Annotated in this window: 21 protein-coding genes; 8 read left to right on the top strand and 13 right to left on the bottom strand. The window is 52.0% G+C overall.

Annotated features, from left to right (window positions below):
* Positions 1-74: 74 nt before the first annotated feature.
* The 11 genes from tnpB to wecB form a co-directional block, all read right to left on the bottom strand.
* Complete coding sequence (gene tnpB / locus BVK86_RS27380) at positions 75-275, bottom strand: IS66 family insertion sequence element accessory protein TnpB (protein WP_075949354.1); 201 nt, start codon at positions 273-275, stop codon at positions 75-77.
* A gap of 275 nt (positions 276-550) precedes the next feature.
* The gene (locus BVK86_RS27375; protein ID WP_075949353.1) at positions 551-1,561 is read right to left on the bottom strand and encodes an MraY family glycosyltransferase; all 1,011 of its coding nucleotides are present in this window, start codon (positions 1,559-1,561) and stop codon (positions 551-553) included.
* On the bottom strand, positions 1,558-2,517 hold the full coding sequence (locus BVK86_RS27370) for a UDP-glucose 4-epimerase family protein (protein WP_075949352.1): 960 nt from the start codon (positions 2,515-2,517) through the stop codon (positions 1,558-1,560). The genes BVK86_RS27375 and BVK86_RS27370 overlap by 4 nt, the downstream gene beginning before the upstream one ends.
* A 2-nt stretch (positions 2,518-2,519) precedes the next feature.
* Positions 2,520-3,698 (bottom strand): glycosyltransferase family 4 protein, encoded by a 1,179-nt coding sequence (locus tag BVK86_RS27365; RefSeq protein WP_075949351.1) that lies wholly within the window; start codon positions 3,696-3,698, stop codon positions 2,520-2,522.
* 7 nt (positions 3,699-3,705) lie between these two features.
* Positions 3,706-5,355, bottom strand: a complete 1,650-nt coding sequence (locus tag BVK86_RS27360; RefSeq protein WP_075949350.1) for a heparinase II/III family protein — start codon at positions 5,353-5,355, stop codon at positions 3,706-3,708.
* A gap of 51 nt (positions 5,356-5,406) precedes the next feature.
* The gene (gene asnB, locus BVK86_RS27355; protein WP_075949349.1) at positions 5,407-7,245 is read right to left on the bottom strand and encodes an asparagine synthase (glutamine-hydrolyzing); all 1,839 of its coding nucleotides are present in this window, start codon (positions 7,243-7,245) and stop codon (positions 5,407-5,409) included.
* The gene (locus BVK86_RS27350) at positions 7,245-8,849 is read right to left on the bottom strand and encodes an O-antigen ligase family protein (RefSeq protein ID WP_075949348.1); all 1,605 of its coding nucleotides are present in this window, start codon (positions 8,847-8,849) and stop codon (positions 7,245-7,247) included. The genes asnB and BVK86_RS27350 overlap by 1 nt, the downstream gene beginning before the upstream one ends.
* A gap of 20 nt (positions 8,850-8,869) precedes the next feature.
* On the bottom strand, positions 8,870-9,331 hold the full coding sequence (locus BVK86_RS27345) for a serine O-acetyltransferase (protein ID WP_075949347.1): 462 nt from the start codon (positions 9,329-9,331) through the stop codon (positions 8,870-8,872).
* Between the two features lie 2 nt (positions 9,332-9,333).
* On the bottom strand, positions 9,334-10,578 hold the full coding sequence (locus tag BVK86_RS27340; protein WP_075949346.1) for a hypothetical protein: 1,245 nt from the start codon (positions 10,576-10,578) through the stop codon (positions 9,334-9,336).
* 133 nt (positions 10,579-10,711) lie between these two features.
* Positions 10,712-11,977 (bottom strand): UDP-N-acetyl-D-mannosamine dehydrogenase, encoded by a 1,266-nt coding sequence (gene wecC / locus BVK86_RS27335; RefSeq protein ID WP_075949345.1) that lies wholly within the window; start codon positions 11,975-11,977, stop codon positions 10,712-10,714.
* Between the two features lie 9 nt (positions 11,978-11,986).
* Positions 11,987-13,114 carry a non-hydrolyzing UDP-N-acetylglucosamine 2-epimerase gene (wecB, locus tag BVK86_RS27330; protein WP_075949344.1) on the bottom strand — a complete coding sequence of 376 codons (1,128 nt, stop codon included), beginning with the start codon at positions 13,112-13,114 and terminating at the stop codon, positions 11,987-11,989.
* Between the two features lie 1,190 nt (positions 13,115-14,304).
* On the opposite strand from wecB, the gene BVK86_RS27325 reads away from it, so the two are divergent.
* The 8 genes from BVK86_RS27325 to rffA all read left to right on the top strand — a co-directional run bounded on the left by BVK86_RS27325 (position 14,305) and on the right by rffA (position 22,133).
* Positions 14,305-16,299 carry a polysaccharide biosynthesis protein gene (locus BVK86_RS27325; protein WP_075949356.1) on the top strand — a complete coding sequence of 665 codons (1,995 nt, stop codon included), beginning with the start codon at positions 14,305-14,307 and terminating at the stop codon, positions 16,297-16,299.
* A gap of 95 nt (positions 16,300-16,394) precedes the next feature.
* The gene (locus BVK86_RS27320; protein WP_075949343.1) at positions 16,395-17,087 is read left to right on the top strand and encodes a WbqC family protein; all 693 of its coding nucleotides are present in this window, start codon (positions 16,395-16,397) and stop codon (positions 17,085-17,087) included.
* Positions 17,084-18,025 (top strand): glycosyltransferase family 2 protein, encoded by a 942-nt coding sequence (locus tag BVK86_RS27315; RefSeq protein ID WP_075949342.1) that lies wholly within the window; start codon positions 17,084-17,086, stop codon positions 18,023-18,025. Before BVK86_RS27320 ends, BVK86_RS27315 begins: the two co-directional genes overlap by 4 nt.
* A complete protein-coding gene (locus BVK86_RS27310; protein ID WP_075949341.1) occupies positions 18,022-18,684 on the top strand; it encodes an acetyltransferase in 663 nt (220 codons plus the stop codon). The genes BVK86_RS27315 and BVK86_RS27310 overlap by 4 nt, the downstream gene beginning before the upstream one ends.
* A 30-nt stretch (positions 18,685-18,714) precedes the next feature.
* Positions 18,715-19,635, top strand: a complete 921-nt coding sequence (locus tag BVK86_RS27305) for a glycoside hydrolase family protein (protein ID WP_075949340.1) — start codon at positions 18,715-18,717, stop codon at positions 19,633-19,635.
* A gap of 5 nt (positions 19,636-19,640) precedes the next feature.
* Positions 19,641-20,051: a GtrA family protein gene (locus BVK86_RS27300; RefSeq protein ID WP_075949339.1), complete on the top strand. Its 411-nt coding sequence runs from the start codon at positions 19,641-19,643 to the stop codon at positions 20,049-20,051.
* 68 nt (positions 20,052-20,119) lie between these two features.
* On the top strand, positions 20,120-20,914 hold the full coding sequence (locus BVK86_RS27295; protein ID WP_075949338.1) for a class I SAM-dependent methyltransferase: 795 nt from the start codon (positions 20,120-20,122) through the stop codon (positions 20,912-20,914).
* A 31-nt stretch (positions 20,915-20,945) separates the two neighbouring features.
* On the top strand, positions 20,946-22,133 hold the full coding sequence (gene rffA / locus BVK86_RS27290) for a dTDP-4-amino-4,6-dideoxygalactose transaminase (protein ID WP_075949355.1): 1,188 nt from the start codon (positions 20,946-20,948) through the stop codon (positions 22,131-22,133).
* An 852-nt stretch (positions 22,134-22,985) separates the two neighbouring features.
* On the opposite strand, the gene BVK86_RS29655 is transcribed toward rffA, so the two are convergent.
* Together BVK86_RS29655 and BVK86_RS29125 are read right to left on the bottom strand one after the other, a co-directional pair.
* On the bottom strand, positions 22,986-23,882 hold the full coding sequence (locus BVK86_RS29655; protein ID WP_139315811.1) for an SGNH hydrolase domain-containing protein: 897 nt from the start codon (positions 23,880-23,882) through the stop codon (positions 22,986-22,988).
* A 215-nt stretch (positions 23,883-24,097) separates the two neighbouring features.
* Positions 24,098-24,925, bottom strand: a complete 828-nt coding sequence (locus BVK86_RS29125; RefSeq protein WP_157720439.1) for an acyltransferase family protein — start codon at positions 24,923-24,925, stop codon at positions 24,098-24,100.
* Between the last annotated feature and the right edge of the window lie 86 nt (positions 24,926-25,011).

The following is a 25,011-nucleotide window of genomic DNA, read 5'->3' as shown; positions in this document are numbered from 1 at the left end:
TGAGCGCCTGCCACAGGCAACCTCGGTTGAAGATTACGAAGCCTTGCTGCCGTGGAACTGCTCGCCCGCATCGCTTAGCTAAGCGCGCCGCCTATTTTTGAACAGGTGGGGTTTATGGAGCGCTTACTGTTGAGGAACACGAAAAGTACCGGGTCAAACACCGCGACCTTAATGTCCAGTTCGACCAGAGCGGCGAGGCCATCGATGGATTTTCGGAAGTCGACGGGTTTGGGGTAGAGATAGACTTTTTCGACTGTTGCGTCGGGACGCATCATGAGGTGCTGGCTCCGGAAAGGAATCGAGAGCACAGCATCGGGGATCAGGTGGCGGCTTTGAATGTGGGGTTCATGGAGCGCTTACGTTTCTTGGCTGGGGCGTCCCACATCTACCTGTATCTGTCATTGCATTCGCAGCGTTGCTGGCGGGTTTTATCATCGGTCTTCTTATTCCATTGATATTTTATCGCGTACCGAAATTGCGCCGACAATCCGCGATCTGATTTCAGATTTTACCGAGCAGATACGACCAACTAAAGCGCAAGTTCTCGATTTTATTCTTTAGCACCAGCATTGAACTTTACTGCCAGCAAAGCCAATGGTGTGTAGGCAATCAGAACACCCAGCAGGCCGTCCAGATACCCGCTGGTCACCAAAATAGCAATTGGTAACAGCCAAGCGAGGTTGATGGCACCAACTGTCAACGTAACCGGCAGATGCTTTTTATACTGGCGAGAGGCGAATTGATAAGCATGGCTGCGATGAGCTTCATACACCTTGTCCCCCCGCAGCAAGCGGCGGAACAAGGTCCATGTTGCGTCTACAATGAATACGCCTAACAGGATCAGCCAACTCCACAGCAGTTGTGGTGCAGCACATGCCGCCTGCAGCGACAACACACCCAAGGTGATCCCCAGGAATCCACTGCCGGCATCTCCCATAAAGATTCGGGCTGCTGGGAAATTCCAGTACAGAAAGCCCGACACCGCAAAGCCGAGCAGAAGCGGCAGTAGTGCAAGTGCCCCGTTTCCTGTCAGCCAATAAAGCAATGCTGCACTCAGGCAGGTGCAGATGGCTTCAACACTGGCAATGCCGTCGATGCCGTCCATGAAGTTGTAGAGATTCAGCAACCAGACCAGATAAAACGCAGCCAGCACGTGGCCGAACCAACCCAGATCGAATACGAATCCGAAGATCGCCAGCGGTGGTAAGCCACCTACATAGTAGAGTGCCCAGCTAGCGGCGATGAAATGCCCCAGCAAACGCCAGCGGGCAACGATGTGACCATGATCATCCATAAAGCCGAGTACGGCGATACCGATACCGGCTCCCAGCAAGGCCCATGTAATGGGCCAGGCAACGGCCCCCATGCTTGCTGCAAACATCAGCGCAGCCAGAAAACTCACTACGATTGAGACGCCACCGCCCCTTGGTGTCGGGACAGCGTGGGAGCTTCGGGCATTGGGCACATCGATGAGGCTTCGTACTAAAGCGTATTGCCGTAAGGCTCCGGTCAACAAAAGTGCTATGACGGCGCAAGCCGGTAATAACCACCACATATTCATTTGATTTGCAGATCCAGAAAGTGTTTAGCCGTTTTGCGCAGCGCTTCATCGACTGAGACAGGAGGTATCCAGTCCAAAAGGCAGCATGTTTTTTCAATATCAACTTGAAGTGAACCGCACAATCGCTGAGCGATCGCTTGTTTGCCCAGTATCGATGCGCCGGTTTCAAGGATCCAACCAGGTACGGGCAGCATGTGGACAGGCTTGCCAAGTGCAGCACCCATACGTCGAAGAAGGAGGGTGGTTGACAGGTCTTCGCCATCACTGACCAGGAACGTCTGGTTTGCCGCATTGGGATGGATTACGCAAGTTGCGATCAGGTCCGTGAGGTTGTCCAGTGCGACAAGACTGCGTTGGTTATGAAGGGCGCCGAAAGGTAATGGAAAGCCTTTGTAAAGCCAGCGCATCATGCTGAGGAAGTTGGCTTGGACTCCGGGTCCATAAACCAGTACGGGACGGATGATTACCACTTCCATACCGGTTTCAGCGGAGAGTGCACGTAGTCCCTGTTCTGCTTCCAGTTTTGAAATCCCATAGGGATCAAGGGGCGCAGGATGGCTGTCGGCACGGAAAGGGTTGCCTGGCTTTGTACCCTCACCGTTGACTTTTACTGAACTGAGGAACAGGAATCTTTTGACGCCTGCTTCAGCGGATTGGCGCGCAAGGTTAAGAGTGCCTTCGACGTTGGTTTTACGGTACTCGGCGAGCGGATCGGACGAGTTGTCACTCATGACATGTACGCGAGCAGCCGAGTGGATCACGGTATCGTGCCCGCTCAGCAAGGATTGCCAGTTTTGCCTGGCTGACAAATCGTTTATCAATGCTTGAGTTGCACGCGAGTCCAGATCGGATGTGGTTCTACGTACGGCAGCACTGACCTCGTGCCCCTGTTGAAGCAGCACTGGAGTCAGGCCGCGGCCTACGAAGCCTGTCGCGCCTGTCAGTAAAATGCGCATGATCAAGACTTCTCCGATACAGAAATTACCTCAACTGCCATTTCGCCCATGATGTTTGCTCTGGCGAAGCGAGCAAGGAACGCAGTGCGTGGCGTTGCTGAAGCTTTAAGTTTTTTGAATGATTCAAATGCCGCGTCTACATCGCAAGGGGCAAACACCGAAGCATTCTCGACATGCTCTGAGACAAACTCTGCCGCATAGCCGGAAATGCCTGCCCAAATTGGTTTCCCCATCGCGGCGTATTCGAACAGCTTTGACGGTAGCACCTTGCGGAATGCATCGTAGTCGTTCAAGTGCAAAAACAAGATGTCTGCTGACTGATAGACGCTAATCAACTCGTCGCGTTTGATCGGGCTCAGCAGGTCGACATTTTTACAGTCCGAAGCACTGATGGCTTCTTTCAAGGCTGTCAGCCGGCCGCCATCACCGATCACCTTGAATCGCAACGTTCCGTCAAAACGTTTTGCCAGTTGAGGGATTATGTTGTGAAGTCCTTGGCCTTCCCCGATATTTCCCGCATACACCACATTCAGGACACGGCCCTGGTTATTTTGAGTTTGTATGATCGGTAGGCTAAGGAATTCGTCATCAATGCCGTTGGTAAACAACGAGTACGACTGGTCCGGATATCTAGATTTGAAGTAAGGAAGAAAACCTACGGATACCAGGTTGACTTTCCGCGCCGACTTTATTGTGAAGCGTTCGAGCAAAGAGAGGATCGGTTTGATAAAACGGACCATCTTTCCAGGTAGAACGTCCTTGATGGTGTCTACAAAAATGTCGCGGATGTCGAGGTATAGAGGCGCTTTCTTACTTCGAGCGATAACCGCGCCGAGTGTAGCGGTCATCAGGCGCGACGACGTTGCATAAACCAGATCGTAGTGTTTACCACGAACGATGCTGCGCGCCTGCCTTGCATAGACTATAAACGCTTTGGCCTGATCAACCATCCCGCTTTTGTGGGCAGGCAAGGCGACACGGCGTATTGTCAGGCGCGGGTGCTCTTCAAGCTCGGGCGCCTCTCTGCTGAACGAGCTATAGCGATTGGGCAACGTCGTTATCAGCTCGATGTGGGCATCTCCCGGCAATTTGTCCAGTAACGCTTTTACCAGCGCCGTAGTGCGGAATGAGCCGGCAGACAAATCCGGTTGATAATAAAAACTCAGGACTAAAAGTTTCAAATAAACCTCACCACTTTACGCGGGTAATAAGTGTGTCTGACGATAGCTCGGCAACAATGCATTGGTTTGCCACGCACTTGCCGAACTCCGGGTGCCAGGTTGTACTCGCAATCCTGATGGCAGCCGCGCCCGAAATGGAAACAGAGACAACTTCTCCCGAAGCAAGGGTGATCGTTAGATTGTTGTCATTCTGAATAACTGACACTTCAGGGTGTAAGTGGAATCTTGCGATCGACTTGTCAAAAACTCCGCTCACAGAGTCGTTGATTTTTAAAGTGTTCGTTGATGCGGTCCACTCCCGTGTGTGCAGGTTCTTTCCCTTCAGGCGCTTGTAGCCGTCGTGCGAACAAACGATACGCACGGTATCTCCGGAACTCTCGAATGTGGTCAGGCTGACATTTGCGCGACGGGCGACTCTGAATCCGGCCCATACCTCCGATGAGTTTTCGCCATCGATCTCGACGGTGTTATGCGCCGCGGTGCTGCGTTGACGATGACGTTCGCTGTCTTCGCCATATTGCGACGTTCCAGAGTTGACGAATACCCGCTGCCCGAAAACACTCAGCTCGAAGCTCAAAGTATCCGCGTGAGCATGTCCCGGCTGATAAGCAGGAGCGACCTGGGCAAGGTTCAGAAGTGCTTTGCTGCCTTCGTCGAATGTTATCTGAGCATAGCCGCTCTCGGCATGACAAATCGCGCCAAACGAAGATGCGCCCGATGCGTCCGCTGGTGGCTGGCAGTCCAGCAAAGCCGAATAGTTTTCAATATCGCGCAACGTCGGAGCAATGCCGAAGGCACAATCGTTGAAAAATGGTATTTCGCCATCGGGATGCTGCATGCTGCGCAGCCAGATAATTCCTTGCTCAATCACTTTGCGCCATTCGGGTGCGCGGCTTTTCAGTGCGTTGATTTTGGCGTTGAGCGCCAGATTGAGCAGGTCGCACATATCCCAAAGCAGGGAGGCGTGGTACATGGGCGATAGTTCGTAGTGCGCCCCATCTACCAGGAATTGCTCCTTTATCTCCCGGTCCATAATCTTCAGTCCGGTTTTCAGCCATTTCTCGGCCTGATCGTTTTGCAGAAAACTGCCTGCGAACACAAGCGCCTTGCCGTTCACAAACAAGTGATTTGCAAGGATGTGATATTCAATCTGTTGTGACAGTGCATGTGTCTGCACTGCGAGGCTTTCCAGCCACAGCGAATTCAGATGAGGCTGCATTTGCAACCACTTGACCAGATTAACGATCCTGAGTGACAGGGTATAAGGTTCCCAGCCACAGCCGTCGAACGGCGGGTTGGCGGCGATCCAGCCGTTGACCAGTTCCGTTTCCGACAGGGCTATAGGATGCTCCTGACGGGCGGCCAGGTGATCGAGATAATGCAAGTTATATTGCCAGATCTTTGGCATCGTCTCATTATGCCATTGAATGGGCGCCTTGCTGCCCATGAAATCGAACTGTCCATCTCCGGTTATGCGCGATGAACTCCAGCGGGGTGGATTGGCCAGATCAAATAATGGGTTTTTGCTGACGGCTGTTGCGGTATACGGCTTTATCTTGGCAAAACGATAGTAGATTCGATAAAGAATCTGCTCCGGTCGCAGTACCTTGGCAGTGTGGTAGAGCTTCGAGAGCTGGGCTTTCCGTGGGTTGCGCATATGAGTCACTGATTCAAATGGTTCAAACGATGTAATGTGTTTTCGACCAACTCAGGCGAAATTGAATTTAAGCCAGCGCTCAAAGTACAGGAGCTGCCACAGTTTGTAGGTGTTGTTGGCGGCACCGGAAAAGTGACTCTTTATCAACCTCTCAACTTCCTCGCGATTGAGGAATTGGTAGATTCGCTCAAGCTCAGATGCCAGTCGATCTGCGCCCAGGCGCAGGATAATTCCATCCAGGGGAGGGTTGAACCCGGTCTTTGGACGGTTGACCAGCGCGGAGGGGAGGAGGCTTTTCAAGAGCGTTTTGAGCGGGGCTTTAGGAGCGCCGTCTTTTAGTAGGTCCGCGCTGGAAGTGGCGAACCCATTGGCAACGACGCGCTCATCCAGCAACGGTACTCTGAGTTCAATGCTCGCCAGCATGCTTGCCTTGTCGGAAACACCCAGGTTGTGACTCAAGAATCCGGTCATATCGAAATGTTGTGCACACTTCACCTTATCGTTCACATCGCCATCATATTGAGCGAGTGTATTATCCAAACGCTGTTTGTACGTATTCTCCAGCGTCGAATAGTTGGAGAAGAACTTGCTGAGCTCTTGTTTTGAGAAATAGCCGAGCATTCGTGAATAGGCCAGAGGCCAATAGCTTTCCTGAGCATACGAGACGAGTCGCTCGAACTTCTTATCGAGTTTTTTTGGAAAGAGTTTGAGCTTCAGCAATGACTTGAGCAGCGGGCAGCTCGCGCGGATCAGCTTATGGTGCTTGAGGACTTTATATCGCGGGTAACCCGCGAATGCTTCGTCGCCGCCCATTCCGCTGAGCATCACCGTGTATCCGCTTTTTCTGGCTTCTACAGACAGCTGGTAGGTGGCCCAGAACGTATAATCGGACACTAGTTCTTCGGTGTTTTTTGCCACGAAGTCAATCGATTCAAAGGGATTGTTGTTTGCATCGATAATTTCGGTAACTTTAAGCTTTTTACCCAAATGATCGGCGATGTCGGTGGAAAACTTCATGTCCACTGCGGAATCTTCCGTTTCCTCGTATTTTGCAAAGAATAGATCTGCATCACCTGTGTAGTTCGCGAGAATGCTCGAGTCTGCTCCGCCGCTGAAGAACACCCCTACTGGAACATCAGCTTCCAATTGACGAGTGACCGCGGATTCTATCGTTTCTGCAATGGACCGTTGAGTATTGAAGTTGATGATTCTCTGGTAGCATACGGTTGTACTGCCTCCCGTAGCCATATCAAATTCGATATAGGTTCCCGGCTGTACTTTCTTGATTGCCTTGTAGCCGGTATTCGGTTCGTAGATGAACCCGTTGTTGAAGAATTCGAACACATCATCGTGATCGATTTCGGAGACGACCTCGGAATAGCTTTTAAGGCCGCGTATTTCTGAGCAAGCGTAAAAGCCGTTGGCATTCGTGTAGTAGTAAACCGGTTTGATGCCCACTACATCTCTGGCAATAAAGAACTTCCTGGCGATTTCGTCGAGAATGACCAGCGAGAACATCCCTTGCAGCAGCTTGAAGGCATTTTCCTTGTGTTCGACATAAAGCTTGAGGATGACTTCAGTGTCGGAGGTGCCGTTGAAGGAGTAACCCCTTTCAACCAGGTCGTCTCGCAACTCGTGATGGTTGAAGACTTCACCATTGAAAATGATGCTGATGCCATTCCCGGCATGCATTGGCTGACTGCCGGCGGCTGTCAGATCCAGAATGCTCAGCCGGTTATGGCCGAGCCCTGTCTGAAAATCTGCAACGGTAGTGAAGTATGTTCCAGAGGCATCCGGTCCCCGATGTTTTGTGACTGCAAGACTTGCTTCCAACTGGCTGTTGGCGTCGGAAACGGACTGCTTAACACAAAAAAAACTTAAACCGCACATTATCCCTGTAGCTCCGTGTTTTTTTTATCGGCAGTGCTTTGCATGGGCGACGACGGGGTAACCGAAGGCGCGCCTGATTCTGCACTCTTCCTATCATTACTTTGATTTTTTGGCGCTCGCGAGAGCGTCTGAGTGAGAATCAGGCCCCAGGCGGTAGCGAGTAGCAAGTTGAAAGTGATCAGGCGGAAAACGGCAAAGAACAGGCCGTATATCACCATGGTCAATACCACGGTTCGAAGAATTGTCCAGTGGGCTGACTCGATTCTGATTGACGTTACTCTGGAGAAAATCGGGCCCAACAAGACCAGCGCATAAGTAATAATTCCTAACAGCCCACCCACCATCAAGGTATAGAGCGGCCAGTTGTGTATATAAGCTACCCGTTGGGTAAATGATTCCCCGCTGGAGGTCTCCCAGCGCATTTCATGCTTGACACCCAGCCCGTTACCCAAAATCGGGTGCGATTTAAACATGTCCCACGCAATGCCATACTCTACAACGCGTGAGGTGACATTGAAGTCGGCGTTTTCTTTGGTTTGAGCCATGCCGCTGCCACTTTCTGGCTCTGGCTTCCAGTTGACGACGGCCTCTATTCCGGACTCGATCAGAAGGCTCATCCTGCCGAGCCAGATCTGCTGCATGCCTGTAGAGAAAATGAACAGCAATCCGCAGATGCCCAGCGCGACTGCGCTGACAATCAATTTCTTCCGAAGTTTTGTGTGGAAAACGAATATAAACGCGGAAAACAGCATGATTACCAGTAGTGCGCTCAACAGCATGCTGCGTGTGAAGGTAATCAGTACGGCGGTCATGCAAAGCAGGGACATCAATGCGCTGATAGCGGTGATCTGCTTCTGTCGCGACAGGATACAAGTGACAAATCCGGCCACCATTCCCACGGGGAGAAGACTGTCGGTCGCTTGCGCCAAGAGCATGGTTATGCGGTCGCGCATAGGGCCGATAGCATTGGCATTGTGTGAGGCGGCTTCTTTTGTAAGCTTGATGGCCTGAGCGTCTGAAGGGTCGATCCAGTAGGGTCTCCAGATGCCTTGGTAGAAGTAGTAAAAAACTATATATCCGGCGGTCAGGAAAATCAGCGTCGCTACCGAACCGCCCACCCAGTAAATTCGGGCGTGATCATGACTGACCAATATGCAGACAGGTATCAGTGCGTATATGAAAAGGAAAGGAATGACACCCCTCAACCAGTCTGACAGGGGAACATGATTGTGCAGGGCAATCGCCAAGTTGATGCCCAATACCAGAAAGCCGACTAGCATGGGAGCGGCGAATATTTTCAGTGCATCCTTTATTTCGTATGTGCGCAGGAGCTGCAACACACTGACTGCAAAAATGATGGCCAGCAATGCTGCAAATGATAATTCCTGCAGGCCCAGTGAGGTGGGGGCAGGGCGCATGGCAAATGCCATTGGAAAAAGCGCCAGTAAACCGTGCCAAGGAGACTTCAGTGCCATGAGGAGAAGGAGAAGAGCGCCGGCGGCACCGATATAGAACACAGCTCCAGGATCTTGTGAAAGAAGAATGGCAGTTCCCGCGCCAGCAGCAATCGCGCAACTGTTTTTAATAAAATATGATTCGTTCATCATTGTCCTCCAGCTATCTTTCAAGGCCGAATTGCTTTGAAGTCAGCAGGCGTCTGACCAACAATGCGAGCAGGGATTCCAACAACGACGGAGTTGTCTGGTACGTCTTTCAATACGACTGCGGAAGCGCCGATCTGGCAGTTGTTACCAATCTTGATGTCGCCAATTATTCTTGCACCCGCGCTAATGTAGCAGTTGTCACCAATCACCGGGCATTTGTTGATTTCGCTGGACGCAAAGCCTTCCGCCGCTCCGATCGTGATGCCTTGGCCCAGCACGCAGCCGCTACCGATTTTGGAGTTTGCATGGAGCACAACGCCTATTGCGCCATACGCAAAGATCGAGCCATTGCCGATGCTCGCGGAAACAGGAATGTACGAATTGAAAATCAAAAAGATGAAATTTCGAATGAGCATCGGAATAAATGGGATCTTTCGTTGATAGAACCAGTGGCCAATTCGATAAAGCGTGACTGCGTTCATTCTCAAAACCTCAATTTGCGGAAATCTGCCAGGCGCAGACGGAGAGTCCACGTTGCGATGATCAACAGTGAGCACATATATAAAATGCCGCAGATCAGGCTAACGTTGGCCATGACTATCGAAAGAGGGGAAAGTATCGCCACCCAAAAGATCACAGGAAGCTGGATGCCGGGACGACAGAGCAGATGCAATGTCAGCAGGTAAGTCGAGAAACCCAGTGCATAGAATACTTTTGCGGCCTCAAGCCCCTGTACGAAAAAGATCATGCAAACTACGGCAAGACATCCCAGGGACACGTTGATTGCAACAATCCTACGCTGAAAACCCGAGGCAATTAGATATCGCTCCGTCACCACCGTCCAGTAGAGAACCGGCAGGCAAGGAAGCAGTACCAGATAGCCCGAGTACTTGGGAAAGAGCCACGATACGAAATAACCGAACAGCCCTACCAGTGCGAAATACATCAAGGCGATCGACATAATGATCCGGTACTGGTCCTGGCGTTGGCCTCCGGATATGAATGAAACAAATACTGCCCTGACATTAATGGGAAAAAGACTGGTCGCTGACTGAATGATCGACACAATCACACGAAACAGCCCCAGTTCACGAACCGGTAGGATTTTCGAGAGTATGTAGGGCAGTATGTTAGTGAACAGGTTGAAAAAAAGAGTGATGGAAATCATGCGCGGCAGAAGGGTAATGACCTGCCAGAGCGTTGATCTCAATTGCTTGCCAAACGGTAGTTTCGCTCCGTGAGTAAACAGCGCGACCAATGCCAAAAGGCAAGGGATCAAGTTGGTCAGACTCAGAATTTCTGCGATGCTCAGCGACCAGATGTTCTGATGGCTGACAAATAGGGCGGTAAAGAAAACGCCCAGAAATAAAACTAGATACCAGACGATCCAGCGGTAAAGTCTCAGTCCAAAAAGTGACAGCAGGCAAGCTGAACTGAGCAGCATCACGCTGAGCAGCAATGGATTGCCCAGGTCCGTCAACAGGCTTAATCCGCTGAAGAGCAAGAAAATCAGAATTGCCATAAATAACGAAGTGACAAGAATATATTCGGGTTCAACGCTTGCGAGAAGTTGCTCGTTGATTATGTCCAGCAGTTTTTGAAATAAAAAAACCAGCACGTTGACTTTGATGAACTCGCCATAGGCTTCGAGTCCATATAAACCAGGAATAACAAAATTTACCACCAGGCCACTAATCAATGTCAGTGCCTGAATCAGCAGATTGACCATGTCCCAACCTTCCTCAATCTCATCATGACTAATTCGAGCACATGATCATCGGAGTATTCATCGAATCAATTAAGTGCAAGAGACCAAATGACTCATGAAGTCATCTGGCCTTGCGTTCAGTTTCGATAAGGGGTCAGTTCCAGATACCGCGCGTATCGACTCGTTCGGCACGCGCCAAGCTGCTGTGCGGGATGGATTTGAACTGCTTGTGGTCCACAAGCAGAACGATCACATCCGCACGACCCAATGCGTTGTCGATATCGCAGAGAGTGGCCTTGCCTTCCAAGTTGGTAGGTAGTTGATCGATATTGGGTTCGACCACCAGCACCTTGCCGGGATGAATATCGGCAATTTTCAAAGTGATTGCCTTGGACGGGCTTTCACGCAGGTCGTCGATATCCGGTTTGAATGCCAATCCGAAACAGGCAACTGTAACGCCCTTGGCGGTTTTGTCCGGGTTTGCCTGAAGGTGCTTGCCGATGGCCTGCTGGACCTGATCGATCACCCATTGTGGTTTGCTGTCATTGATTTCGCGGGCGGTGCGGATCAAACGTGCCTGTTCAGGTGTCTTGCTGACAATAAACCATGGATCCACGGCGATACAGTGGCCGCCGACGCCTGGGCCAGGCTGCAGAATGTTCACACGCGGATGGTGATTGGCCAGACGGATCAATTCCCAAACGCTGATGCCCAGCTTGTCGCAAATGATCGAGAGCTCGTTCGCAAATGCAATGTTCACATCACGGAAGCTGTTTTCTGTCAGTTTGCACATCTCGGCAGTACGGGCATCAGTGATGATGCATTCGCCTTCTACGAACGTTTTGTACAGCTGCACGGCGGCTGCCGAGCATTTTGATGTCATGCCGCCAATGATGCGATCGTTCTCGATCAGCTCACGCAATACATGACCCGGCAATACTCGCTCGGGGCAGTGGGCTATGCGGATGTCGGATTCTTCGCCATGGGTTTGCGGGAAGCTCAGGTCCGGGCGGGCTTCCGCCAGCCAGGCTGACATCTGCTCGGTCGCACCCACCGGAGAAGTGGACTCGAGAATGACCAGGTCACCTATTTTCAAGACTGGTGCAATAGATTTGCTAGCGGACTCGATATAGGAAAGGTCGGGTTCATGATCACCCTTGAACGGTGTCGGCACTGCGATCAGGAATGCGTCTGCTGCCTCGGCGATGGTGGTTGCCCGCAGGTAGCCCTCGGTCACGGCAGCGTGGACGACCATGTCCAGATCCGGTTCAACGATATGGATTTCACCTCGATTGATCGTCTCGACGGCGCGGGGGTTCACATCCACGCCAATCACCTTTTTTTTGCGTGCGGCGAAAACAGCTGCCGTTGGCAGTCCGATGTAGCCGAGACCGACCACAGAAACAGTTTGAAAGCTCATACGTGGACCTTATTGGATTTTGGAAAGAATTTCGAGGATGCGAGCGCAAGCCTTCCCATCACCGTACGGGTTATGAGCGTAGCTCATCCGCTCATAGGCATCAGAGTCAGTCAGCAGGCTGCTCAGGTTGCTGGTAATGGCTTCGACTGCCGTGCCCACCAGTTTCACGGTTCCTGCCTCGACAGCTTCCGGGCGCTCCGTAGTGTCGCGCATCACCAGCACAGGTTTGCCGAGTGATGGCGCTTCCTCTTGAATGCCACCCGAATCACTGAGGATGAGGTAGGAGCGATTCATCAGGTAGACGAAAGGCAAGTAGTCCAGCGGTTCGATCAGGTGGACGTTCTCGATGCCTGCCAGCAGCCGGTTTACAGGCTCCTGCACATTCGGGTTCAGATGCACCGGATAGACAATCTCGACGTCCGGGAAGGTTTTCGCGGTGTTGACCAGTGCCTGGCAAATGTTCTCGAAGCCATCGCCGAAGCTTTCACGGCGGTGGCCGGTAACCAGGATGACTCGCTTGCCTTCACCGATAAACGAAAACTGCTCATGGAATGTTTGCTGCAAGGCCGGATTGCTGCTGACTCTTGCCACAACGTCGAGCAAGGCGTCGATGACTGTATTGCCTGTCACGTGGATAGAGGCTTCGCTCACGCCTTCTCTTAACAGGTTCTGTCTGGAGGTCTCGGTCGGCGCGAAATGTACTGAGGCCAGGGCGCCGGTCAGTTTGCGATTGGCCTCTTCCGGCCAGGGTGAATATAGGTTGCCGGTTCGCAACCCGGCCTCGACGTGAGCTACTGGGATCTGCTGATAGTAGGCTGCCAGTGTCGTTGCCAGCGTAGTTGCCGTGTCGCCGTGTACTAGGACGATATCCGGTTTGTATTTGGCAAATATCTGCTTCATGCCTTGCAGAATCGCGGTGGAGACGTCGGTTAGGTCCTGGCCCGGTTTCATGATGTTCAGATCGAAGTCAGGCTTGATCTCGAACAGGTCCAGTACCTGGTCGAGCATCTGGCGATGCTGTCCGGTTACGCACACTTTGGCTTCGAAGCGTTCGTCGGCAGCAAGGCTCAATGCCAGTGGAGCCATCTTTATTGCTTCAGGACGCGTGCCGAACACACATAACGTTTTCAAAGTCATCACAACACCGCTATTGAAAATAAATGAAATTTTTCGTGCGCACTGGCCGTGCCACTTGTCCGTAGGGTATGAATTCGATAATTCACTTAGCTGTTTTTCCCTGGATTAGCCCCATGACAGATCTTTCAACCAGTAGGCTGGAGCTTACGAGTCTTATATAGAGGGTAATTAGGTTCGCTGATGTGTAGTACATGTTGCGCTCAAGGGAAAAGTGGTTTTGTGATTTTTTAATCCGTTTCCGGCTTTTTTCCACTTTTTGATGGAGCTCACCACAAGTCACGAAGCCGCCTCTACACCTAATGTCAATTTTTCTCGGCAGATCATGCCTTGAAATGCGTGGTCGATCGTTCGGGTCGCATGACCGGAAGGAGCCTCAAGACTTGGTGAAGGCTGCGATCATGAGGGCACGAGCCTGCTTTTTTCATGTGAAGTCGCTCGCAGAGAACCTGTGCTAATCCTTTGGCATAATCGACATTGCAGAGAGACATCTTTGTCATTAGGGGCAACCTCTCAGTTTGTGTAGCCGTGTAAGTCTTCGGAGGCAGGAGGTTTCCGCGCATCTGAAGGCTGCTTTCGTTCATTGTCGAACATGGCACATGTTAAGTGCGCCGCGGATTATAGCCTTCTTTGCGCAGTGCTTTCCAAGCAAGGTTGTGGCGTTGTCAGCCGCTGCTTCACGCATTCGCTGCCGATAAGACACCAGGCGGGCTGAAAGCAAGGAGGGTGACGCCTGAAGTGTCGGCGTTGTCACGTTGTCTTCCTATTCGCCGATGTGAATTGCCGAGGTCTGCCCAGGATTGAGTGAGCTCAACAACGTTATCGATGAGCGGTAGCCATTTGTCTGCGCCCGCGTCGATGTCCAAGGGGGTCGGTGACGGTGGCAAGGCGAAGCCGATGGTGTCTGTTCAAACAGTGCTATGAATGTCAAGCGTTGCGTGAAAATACAGACGTTTTTACTTCTTTGTCTTCATCCGGCGCTTTCGGTGGCAGGTATTTTTATCTCGGCGGAGGGTTTTAAAGGGATTTTGACTAGAACCTAGGTATCATGAGGCCGGTACAATGGCACGTACAAGGAGCTAAGGACAGAAGTTTCAAGGGTATTGGATAGTGTATCTGAGTGTTTCATTTTTGAGTCTAAAGGCTATAGTTTTTCTCGGTTTCAGGAGCTTAAAGGGGTGTTCGAAAGGTTTATGGATAAGATCAGAGCTGTTTTGTTAAGCCTTCCTCGCCGACGCAAGCGTGTCTTGCAGGTAATTGCCGATGTCATTCTTGTTTGGCTTTCTCTATGGATGGCGTTTGTCGTACGTTTAGGGATAGATGAACTTAACAGTCCGATTCAACAGCATCTGTGGCTTTTCTTGAGTGCGCCTGTCATTGCTATTCCGCTCTTCGTTCGTTTTGGTATGTATCGCGCGGTCATGCGGTATGTAGGTAATGATGCGCTGATCGCAATCGTCAAGGCGGTGACGTTCTCATCTCTCATTTTGGGTGTAGTGGTCTACTGGTACAGCAACCATCAAACGATCGTGCCCAGATCCATCATTTTCAATTATTGGTGGCTCGGCCTTGTGATGATCGGCGGGTTGCGCGTGGCAATGCGCCAGTATTTTTCCGGCGACTGGTTCGTCGCGGCGCAGCATGTGCCATTTGCCAATATCGATGACGGCCTACCACGCGTTGCAGTCTATGGTGCCGGTGCCGCGGGCAACCAGCTGGTCGCTGCCCTGCGTATGGGGCGCGCCATGCGTCCGGTGGCATTCATCGATGACGACAGCAGTATTGCCAGTCGAGTGATTGCCGGCCTGCAAGTGTTCAAGCCCAAGCATATTCAGCAAATGATCGATACTACGGGGGCTCAGGAAATTCTGTTGGCGATCCCTTCTGCCAATCGAGGTCGTCGTCGTGAAATTCTCAGTTTTCTCGAACGTTTTCCCCTCCATGTGCGCAGTGTTCCGGGATTCATGGATCTGGCAAGCGGGCAGGTGAAGGTCGATGATATTCGGGAGGTCGATATTGCGGATCTGCTGGGGCGTGACGCCGTGCCGGCCCAGGAGGATCTGCTCGAGCGTTGCATCACCCGTCAAGTCGTGATGGTGACAGGCGCAGGGGGGTCGATCGGCTCAGAACTTTGTCGTCAGATACTGGAGTTGCGACCGACAACGCTCCTGTTGTTCGAGCACAGTGAATTCAATCTTTACAATATTCTCTCCGAGTTGGAGCAGAGAATTTCGCGTGAATCGCTGTCCGTAAAGTTGATTCCGATTCTCGGCTCTATTCGGCATGAGAGCAAGTTGCTGGACGTGATGAAAACCTGGCATGTCGATACGGTCTACCATGCAGCAGCCTACAAGCATGTCCCGATGGTTGAACACAATATCGCCGAGGGCGTTCTCAATAATGTTATTGGTACTTTAAATACTGCACAAGCAGCTTTGCAAGCAGGCGTTGCTAACTTTGTCCTCATTTCCACGGACAAGGCTGTGAGACCAACCAATGTCATGGGCAGTACCAAACGGCTCGCAGAAATGACTCTTCAGGCGCTCAGTCGCGAGAAAGCCCCTGTATTATTCGGTGATCAATCGTCCATATCTCAGGTTAATAAAACCCGCTTCACTATGGTTAGGTTTGGTAACGTACTGGGTTCCTCAGGTTCGGTGATTCCACTTTTTCATAAGCAGATAAAGTCTGGGGGACCGCTGACCGTTACCCATCCGAAGATCACCCGTTACTTCATGACTATTCCTGAAGCTGCTCAATTGGTCATTCAGGCAGGTTCCATGGGGCAGGGTGGGGATGTCTTTGTGCTTGATATGGGCGAGCCGGTAAAAATTGTGGACTTGGCGGAGAAAATGATTCATTTGTCGGGATTGAGTGTGCGATCAGAAAGAAATCCACATGGTGATATCCATATTGAGTTTTCTGGTTTGCGTCCGGGAGAGAAACTGTACGAAGAGTTGTTGATTGGCGATAACGTAGCCGCTACACAACATCCAATGATTATGACTGCAAATGAAGATCATATTGGTTGGGAAGTCCTTAAGGCTAAGCTGAGCGAGTTGCTGAGCGCTGTCGACAGGGATGATTATGCACGCGTTCGTCAGTTGCTACGTGACACGGTCAGTGGATATGCGCCTGACGGGGAAATCGTTGATTGGATTTATCAACAACGACGCTTGGAGCCTTAACTGGACTTTGACGGGTGGCAGACTTAACTTCGCCACACTATGACATGAAATAAAGTGCGGGCTAATAACGCGCGTCGGTGAGCTTGGATTTGAAAGTGAAGAAAATTGCCATATTGCAATCTAACTACATCCCATGGAAAGGGTATTTTGATCTTATTTCGGCTGTAGATGAATTTATCATTTATGACGATATGCAGTTCACGAAGAATGACTGGCGTAATCGCAACCAAATCAAGACTCCGCATGGAGTGCAATGGTTATCTATACCGGTAGGCCAAAATATTCATCGCCGCATTCGTGACGTAACGTTGGTAGACGGCTGGCAGGTGAAGCACTGGAAAACGTTGCAGAGCAACTATCGTCGAGCGCCTTTCTTCGATGAGGTCGCCCAGTGGCTCGAGCCGCTCTATCTGACGGAGACCCACACGGGGCTGTCGTCAATGAACCGGAAGTTCCTGGAAGCGATTTGCCGATACATCGGTATTGAAACCCGCATTACGAATTGCTGGGACTATATATCTGCCGGCGACAAAACCCGGACCGCCCGCCTGGTGGACCTTTGTCAACAGGCTGGTGCGACGCAATACCTGTCGGGGCCGGCGGCAAAGGACTACATTGAGGAGTCGCTGTTCGACGAGGCCGGTATTGCGCTGCAATGGTTCGATTACTCCGGCTTTCCCGAGTATCCGCAACTTTGGGGGGAATTCACCCATGGCGTCACCGTCCTGGATCTGCTGTTCAATTGCGGCAAAGACGCTCACCGTTACATGAGGCATGTCAAAGCATGAGGCTGTCCATCGTCGCTACCCTTTACAGCTCGGCCAAGTTTGTCGAGGAATTCCATCTCCGTGCAAGTCAGGCGGCACAACAACTGGTCGGCGACGATTACGAGATCGTACTGGTCAACGACGGCTCGCCCGATTCAAGCCTGGAGCTGGCCATCCAGTTGAGCGAAGCCGATCACCACGTGGTGGTCGTCGATCTCTCACGCAACTTCGGTCACCACAAGGCCATGATGACAGGCCTGCGACATGCCCGCGGTGACCGTGTCTTCCTGCTCGATAGCGACCTGGAGGAAGATCCGGCATGGTTGCTCTCGTTCAGCGAGCAGATGGAGCGCGAAAAGGCCGATGTGGTCTACGGTGTCCAGCAGCAGCGAAAAGGCAAGCAATTCGAGCGCTGGACCGGGCGGGTGTTCTACAAACTCTTCCGTTTCCTCAGCGGGCTGGATATGCCCGACAATATCGTCGTCGCCAGGCTGATGTCGCGCCGCTATGTGGACGCACTGATTCAGCACGACGAACGCGAGTTGTTCATGGCGGGTCTGTGGGTCATCACCGGCTTCGATCAGCGGGCGCAGGCCATCGTCAAGCGCAGTCGTGACGAGACGACCTACACGCTGCGAAAGAAAGTGTCGCAACTGGTCAATTCGATTACAGCCTTCAGCAGTGCACCGCTGGTGGGGATCTTCGGCGTGGGTTGCGCGATCTTCCTGCTGTCGGCGGCCTACACGAGCTTTCTTTTCGTCAACTGGCTGCTTCTGTCGAGCCCGCCCAGCGGCTATACGTCGCTGATGGCTTCGATCTGGCTGCTCGGCGGTTTGATCATCGCATTCGTCGGCGTGGTCGGGATTTATCTCGCCAAGATCTATTCCGAAGTCAAACAGAGACCCTACACTATCGTCCGAGGCGTCTACCGTCAGGATGAGACGCGGAGCATCGAATGAAAAAACTTATTATTTTTGGTCTTACCGACGCCGCCGAGCTCGCACTCTATTATTTTTCCAACGACTCCAGCTATCAGGTCGAGGCATTTGCCGTTGATCCCGCCTACATGCCGGCCGACAAGAGCTTCAAGGGATTTCCGGTGGTGGCATTCGATGAAGTCACCCAGATCTACCCGCCAGACCGGTATGTATTTTTCGTCGCGCTCGGCTATTCCAAGCTCAACCAGATCCGCAAGGAAAAGTATCTGGAAGTGAAGGCGCTGGGCTACGAAATGGTCAGCTACATCAGTTCCCGAGCCTCGGTGCTGACAGACGACATCGGCGAGAATTGCTTCATCCTGGAAGACAATACCGTTCAGCCCTTCGTGCGCATCGGCAACAACGTGACCATGTGGAGCGGTAATCACATCGGGCATCATTCGTGTATCGAGGACCACTGTTTCCTGGCCTCGCACATCGTCGTATCCGGCCGTGTGACGATCGGGGAAAGCTGTTTTCTCGGCGTCAACGCAACCCTTCGCGATCACGTTACCATTGGCGAGAAATGCATCATCGGTGCCGGCGCTCTGATTCTTGGAGATGCTGCTGCTGAAGGCGTGTACATCGGACAAGCCACCGAACGGTCGCGCGTGCCGAGTACGCGCGTCAGGAACATCTGAAAAACCTCATAATTGGCGTGAAAAAATCCCATGTGGAAAAAACTAGGAAAGATATTCTGCGCTGAAGGGCAGAGTGATTGGTTGTATTCTCACGCGATGATTCCCGTTGCTGAGCAGGTGGACGGCGACCTGTATCGCATCTATTTCTCATCGCGTGACAAGGATAATCGCGGACACGGCGGCTACCTCGAGATCGACATGCAGGACCCGACCAAGGTCTTGCGCGTCCATCCGGATCCGGTCCTCGAGCCGGGCGACCTCGGATGTTTCGACGACAGTGGCGCCTTGCCCAATTCGATCGTCAACGTCGGTGGCCGCAAGCTGCTGTACTACACCGGGATCAACCTGGGCGTAACGGTGAAGATCCGCAATTCCATTGGCCTGGCCGAATGGAACGAGACCACCCAGCGCTTCGAGAGGCTGTTCCGTGGCCCCGTCATCGACCGCACCCGCGATCTTCCTCACTTCGTCGCCACCCCCGAAGTGCATTTCGAGGCCGGACGATTCAGGGCCTGGTTCACCTCCTGTGTTCGATGGGAGCAAGGCCCTTCAGAAGCGAAGCACTTCTATCATCTCGAGTATGCTGAGTCTGCCGACGGGATCGAGTGGGAGCGTGACGGCAAGGTTGCCATCGAGTTCCGCGACGAGCACGAGTACGCCCTAGGTGTGCCGCGCGTGCTCAAGGATGCGGACATGTACCGGATGTGGTTCTGCTCCCGGGCCACGAAGGACTGCCCCACCTACCGGATCCGCTACGCGACCTCGTCCGATGGCGTGCAATGGACGCGACACGATGAGCAGGTGGGAATCGACGTATCGGAGTCGGGTTGGGATTCGGAGATGATCTGTTACCCGTACGTATTCGATCATGCCGGTCGACGCTACATGCTTTATAACGGCAACGGCTATGGCAAGACGGGTTTCGGAATTGCCGTCTGGGGAGATGAGTGATTCCTATGCAGCACTGGCGGCTCGAGATCAGGCCCATTCTCCGTTACGCAGTCGTCGGCGTCGCCTGCAATGCCATCGGTTATGCGGCCTACCTGGCATTGACGTGGGTGGGCATCCCATTCAAGCTGGCCATGAGCTTCCTGTACGTACTTGGTATCTGCATCAGCTTCCTGGGCAACCGTAACTGGGCGTTCGAGCATCGCGGCAACGTCGTGGGGACGGCATGGCGTTTCGGCCTGGCGCACGCAGCCGGCTATTTGCTCAACCTGGCCTTGCTGACGGTGTTCGTCGACAAGCTGGGATATCCTCATCAGTGGGTCCAGGCCGCTGCCATTTTCGTTGTAGGAGGTTTCTTGTTCGTTGTCTTTAAGCTATTCGTCTTTCGTCATGACCAACCGGATGGGAATCAGGTGTGAAGATCTGTTCTGAATGCGAGACGCAGTACGTCTCGGAGCAATGGACATGCGTTCAGTGTGGACATCAGGTGGCTCGAAAGAACGGTTTTGCCGCGTTTGCGCCAGAACTCGAGGACAAGCAGGAGGGCTTCAAGGCCGACTTCTACGAGACCTACGCGCATCTTGAAAGCGGCCATTTCTGGTTTCGGGCGCGTGCCAGGTTGATTACATGGGCGCTGACGAAATATGCGCCGCGCATGCGTTCATTTCTGGAAATCGGGTGCGGTACTGGCTTCGTCCTGAGTCGGGTCGCCGTGGCGTTTCCGAAGGCCAAGTTGCTTGGCAGTGAGATGTTCTCGACCGGTCTGGAGTTTGCCTCCTCGCGTTTGCCCGGTGCAGAGTTCGTGCAGATGGATGCACGCGATATCCCTTACGTCGACGAGTTCGAAGCGATTGGCGCGTTCGATGTCATCGAGCACATCGAGGCGGATACTGTTGTGCTCCAGCAGATGCACCGTGCCCTGAAGCCCGGGGGAATCATGCTGTTGACCTTGCCCCAGCATCAGTGGCTATGGAGCCAGGTGGATGAATATTCCTGCCACGTGCGGCGCTACGAAGCCGCCGATCTGCATCGTAAGGTGGAAGAGGCGGGGTTTTCCGTCGTGCGCAGCACATCGTTCGTCTCGTTACTGCTGCCAGCGATGATGATTTCACGCGGCGCCAAGAAGCAACAGCGGGGCGAAACGAGCGAGACCGCCGAATTAGCGGTACCCAAGTCGCTCAATGTGCTGTTTGGTTTCGTGATGTGGCTGGAGTGTTTACTCATCAAGGTGGGAGTGAGTTTTCCGGTCGGTGCTTCCAGGCTGCTTGTCGCCCGGAAATAGAGTGGATGCCCCCACTTTCCATAACGAAGTGATGTTTAGTTCGACCCGACTAATTTTGCGTGCAAAGGCTCAAACGGTGGAAGACAAAAAGATCCAGTTCAATCGCCCCTACATGACGGGGAAAGAACTTTATTACATCGCTGAAGCCAAGTTCGGCAATATTCTCGCCGGCGATGGCCCATTCACCAAGCGGTGCCATGAGTGGTTGACCGAACATACCGGTGCGAGCAAAGCCTTGCTGACGCACTCGTGCACGGCAGCGCTGGAAATGTCTGCATTGTTGTTGGACATCCAGCCAGGCGATGAGGTCATCATGCCCTCATTCACGTTCGTTTCCACGGCCAATGCCTTTGTTTTGCGCGGCGGCGTTCCCGTGTTCGTCGATATCCGTCCGGATACCCTGAACCTGGATGAGACGCTGATCGAGGCGGCCATCACGCCACGCACCAAGGCAATCGTGCCGGTTCATTATGCGGGCGTGAGTTGCGAGATGGATACGATCATGGAGATTGCCCAGCGTCACAACCTGAAGGTGGTCGAGGATGCGGCGCAGGGGGTGATGGCCGCTTACAAGGGCCGGGCTCTGGGCAGTATCGGGGACCTCGGTGCCTTCAGTTTCCATGAGACCAAGAACGTCATCTCCGGCGAGGGCGGCGCATTGCTCGTCAATGATCCTGCGTACGCGTTGCGCGCAGAAATAATCCGCGAAAAAGGTACTGACCGTAGCCGTTTCTTCCGCGGCGAGGTCGACAAATACACTTGGCAGGAAGTCGGGTCGTCATTCCTTCCAGGGGACGTGACGGCCGCGTTTCTCTGGGCGCAGTTGGAAGAGGCCGAGCACATCACGCAGATGCGGCTTGCCATCTGGCAGCGGTATCACGAATTGCTGGCGCCGCTGGAAACCTGCGGGGCACTGCGACGCCCTATCGTGCCCGTCGAGTGCCAGCACAACGCGCATATGTACTACGTGCTGCTGCCCGCAGACGTGCCGCGACAACCGGTGCTTGATGGCCTCAAGCGAGAGGGAATCAATTCAGTCTTCCATTACGTACCCTTGCACTCCTCGCCGGCTGGCCAGCGTTACGGCCGTGTCCATGGCTCCATGGATAACACGGTGGGCCTATCGGAACGCTTGCTGCGACTGCCGCTTTGGGTAAGTTTATCGGTCGAGCAGCAAGAACGTGTGGTGAAAGTCTTGCGGGACATACTGTGTCGCTGACTCGGTAAGCACGCTTGCCAGAGTTCAACGCGATCCCGATCCAAGTGTTATCGCTGCAGCTTTTGGCTTGGAGCGTTCTTTGTAGTTCAAGAAGGCAACCACTCCACCAGTGTGCGTGCTCTTCGCGTGGATAACACGCCTCGCGCATGTTGGTGCATCGTCCCAAAATGGCATTTTACGTCGCTCCGCGAATCTGGAGGAAGCCCGAGGCAAGATGCTGGTCCGACGAAGAGATAGCGGATCAAGGCCGACTTGCACGAAAGCCCTCTTTTGCGTTTATGGATGGATATTCGAGAGTGTTAATCTCAGAAACGTACGAGGATGGATGTCTTGACTACCTTGCGCCGACATGCAGTTTGATAGGTTTTTTCAATAAGGTCGTGCTCTAATTCTGCTGGTTCAGAAGTGTGATTTCCTACTCTGTTGTTCGTATGCAATCGATGTAGTACACCTTCAGTCAGAGGTTGGTGCAATGGATTCTGGTGTCTCTCTAGTAAGTCGTTATGTAGGGATTTATGCCATCTACAACCCGACCACCAACATCTCCGAACTGCTTTTATGGCGCCGAATGAAGTAGTCGTCATTATTGATCCGCTGGAAAAGCTGAAAAATTTCCTCTTGGGAAATCCCGTTGTTGCTGCATTTCTGAAATAAGTGGAGGCATAAATGCCAATAATGGCACATGAACTAATGCGAGTACACCCGAACGCCGAGAAGCAAGTCGTCGTTATTGCGTCTGAAGAATAAATGACTATGTCGGATAAAAGCCCAGCCCGGTGGGCCGGGCATTCCTAATGCGGCCCAAAAGCCCTTGGTATTCTACTCGCTGAGATGCGCTGATGTTCCTTTGGTTTAATTTGTAGTCGCAGGCTCTCCTGTAACAAGTTCTACGAGTAATTTTTTGGCTAGATACTCAGACGCAATTGGGGTTAGATGACCATAATCCCAGCTGGTAATACCTGTTTTAATGTCGTCTCCGAGATACGTCATACATCCTTCGCTTTTGCAAAATACGTTAATGATGTCCGCGTATATCGCGCCTGAGTTGGCTATTTTATTCATAAGTTTGGCATTGCGCTCAATGACAGAAATGTCTAGACCTTGGCGCGTAAATTTCGGTGTACTAACCCAAAGTGATTTCATTGTTGTTTTAGGTAAATCCACGGTCCAGTGCGGTGTTGGGCCGGTGAATATAACTCGTTCAACCCCTGCGTTTCTCAAGGCCATGAATATATGACGCAGCTTGATTTCGTCGTGTTTTTCGTTCTGTCCGATGATAACAACATCAGGTTGGAGATTTTTTATCTGCTTTAAAGCGAACCAATTTGATTGGGCACAATAATCTGTAGTAGAAGGCTGTGTAGCGTCTAGAGAAGCTGGGCAGCCTGAGCTAACCACCTGGAGGATCTCCCATGTTTTAGGTAATTCTTTTCGTAGGCCAGAATATAATTGTTGAGCATGTGAGTCACCCCAGATAAATAGTGTTTTGCTGTTCGGTAGATGTTTTGTATAACAACTACTGTCAATTTCGGAGGCGGGTACATTCGTGGATCTACCATTCAGATATTCAGACACATTGTAAAAGTTGCACTCTCCACGAAAATTCTTGGTTAAATCTAGTTTTTCAAAATATTTTCGTGTCGGAGGAGCGTTTTCAAAATACTCAGCGAACTCCACTCGGTCTTTTAAACGAAACTCCAAGCCATCGGTTTTATATGTCGTATACCCGGCTATCCAGCAAGTCAGCATCAATACCGTTAGTGCGATTACCTTAATATTGCTGTGGCGAAATTGCCGCAGTGGCCTTTCTAATAGGGCTTAGGTTAGCCACGCTAGGGCTGTCGCGACGATTATTGTAACAACCAACGTGATTGTTGAAGCTTCGCCGCCTTCTATAATATGGATAAAAGATAAGAGCGGCCAGTGCCACAGATACAGGGGAAAGCTGATTAGCCCGATCCAAACTAGTACCCTGCTGGATAACACCGCTCTGTTGACCATGCATAAGGCCCAGCAGCTATGATAAGAGCTGCCCCCACTGAAGGTAGTAGCGCCCACCACCCTGGGAACTGGTTGTTTTTCGTGGTGAGGAAAAATGCAATGACGAGGCATGCGAGGCCGGATGCCGATTGAACATTCCGAATGACCGGCCCGCCGATGCCCCGCCGTATGCGGATTGTTTCGCTCTTGTACATTGACATATATGCTAAAAGTGATCCTATAAGAAGCTCCCAGAACCTAGTTTGCGGTGAATAGAACGTCGCAATCGGATTTTTCACGACTCCCATCACGTTCAAAGCAAATGAAGCGCCGCCGACAATAAATATTAATGCTAAGACGTTAATCCTTAGTTTAAAGGCAGCCCAAAGCATCAGTGGCCACACTAAATAAAATTGCTCTTCAATGCCAAGTGACCACAAATGCAGTAGCGGTTTCGTGTCGGCGCTATTGTCAAAGTAACCAGCCTCGGCACGTAGAACAAAGTTCGATATAAACGCAGAGCCACCGGCTATATGTTTCCCAAGTTGCATGTATTCGTCAGCAAGGAGTATGAACCATCCGGTTGCCCAAGTTGTCGCAAGTACTAAAAGTAGCGCAGGGAATATCCTGCTGACACGTCGACTGTAGAACTCGTAGAAGTTGAAGCTGTTTCTTTCAAGGCTTTTAAAAATGATACTTGAGATCAGGAACTCGGAGATTACGAAAAAAACATCGACTCCAACAAAACCACCTCGTATTAGTGAAGGGAATGCGTGGAACGCCACGACAGACAGGACTGCTATAGCACGCAACCCATCAATGTCGGGGCGGTACTTCGGGTGGCTGAGTCGTTTGTCAGTAGTCAGCAGCGGTGCTTCAGATAGCAGTCATTGTTGGG

This window comes from Pseudomonas reinekei (genome assembly GCF_001945365.1).
Classification (GTDB): domain Bacteria; phylum Pseudomonadota; class Gammaproteobacteria; order Pseudomonadales; family Pseudomonadaceae; genus Aquipseudomonas; species Aquipseudomonas reinekei.
The sequence above is the reverse complement of the archived record's forward strand: the minus strand, read 5'-3'. Positions and strand labels throughout refer to the sequence as shown.

Bases quoted from the DNA above. Each gene is read 5' to 3' on its own strand.
- tnpB (WP_075949354.1), bottom strand. From the start codon at position 275: ATGATGCGTCCCGACGCAACAGTCGAAAAAGTCTATCTCTACCCCAAA.
- BVK86_RS27375 (WP_075949353.1), bottom strand. From the start codon at position 1,561: ATGAATATGTGGTGGTTATTACCGGCTTGCGCCGTCATAGCACTTTTG.
- BVK86_RS27370 (WP_075949352.1), bottom strand. From the start codon at position 2,517: ATGCGCATTTTACTGACAGGCGCGACAGGCTTCGTAGGCCGCGGCCTG.
- BVK86_RS27360 (WP_075949350.1), bottom strand. From the start codon at position 5,355: ATGCGCAACCCACGGAAAGCCCAGCTCTCGAAGCTCTACCACACTGCC.
- asnB (WP_075949349.1), bottom strand. From the start codon at position 7,245: ATGTGCGGTTTAAGTTTTTTTTGTGTTAAGCAGTCCGTTTCCGACGCC.
- BVK86_RS27350 (WP_075949348.1), bottom strand. From the start codon at position 8,849: ATGAACGAATCATATTTTATTAAAAACAGTTGCGCGATTGCTGCTGGC.
- BVK86_RS27345 (WP_075949347.1), bottom strand. From the start codon at position 9,331: ATGAACGCAGTCACGCTTTATCGAATTGGCCACTGGTTCTATCAACGA.
- BVK86_RS27340 (WP_075949346.1), bottom strand. From the start codon at position 10,578: ATGGTCAATCTGCTGATTCAGGCACTGACATTGATTAGTGGCCTGGTG.
- wecC (WP_075949345.1), bottom strand. From the start codon at position 11,977: ATGAGCTTTCAAACTGTTTCTGTGGTCGGTCTCGGCTACATCGGACTG.
- wecB (WP_075949344.1), bottom strand. From the start codon at position 13,114: ATGACTTTGAAAACGTTATGTGTGTTCGGCACGCGTCCTGAAGCAATA.
- BVK86_RS27325 (WP_075949356.1), top strand. From the start codon at position 14,305: ATGGATAAGATCAGAGCTGTTTTGTTAAGCCTTCCTCGCCGACGCAAG.
- BVK86_RS27315 (WP_075949342.1), top strand. From the start codon at position 17,084: ATGAGGCTGTCCATCGTCGCTACCCTTTACAGCTCGGCCAAGTTTGTC.
- BVK86_RS27310 (WP_075949341.1), top strand. From the start codon at position 18,022: ATGAAAAAACTTATTATTTTTGGTCTTACCGACGCCGCCGAGCTCGCA.
- BVK86_RS27305 (WP_075949340.1), top strand. From the start codon at position 18,715: ATGTGGAAAAAACTAGGAAAGATATTCTGCGCTGAAGGGCAGAGTGAT.
- BVK86_RS27300 (WP_075949339.1), top strand. From the start codon at position 19,641: ATGCAGCACTGGCGGCTCGAGATCAGGCCCATTCTCCGTTACGCAGTC.
- rffA (WP_075949355.1), top strand. From the start codon at position 20,946: ATGTTTAGTTCGACCCGACTAATTTTGCGTGCAAAGGCTCAAACGGTG.
- BVK86_RS29655 (WP_139315811.1), bottom strand. From the start codon at position 23,882: ATGCTGACTTGCTGGATAGCCGGGTATACGACATATAAAACCGATGGC.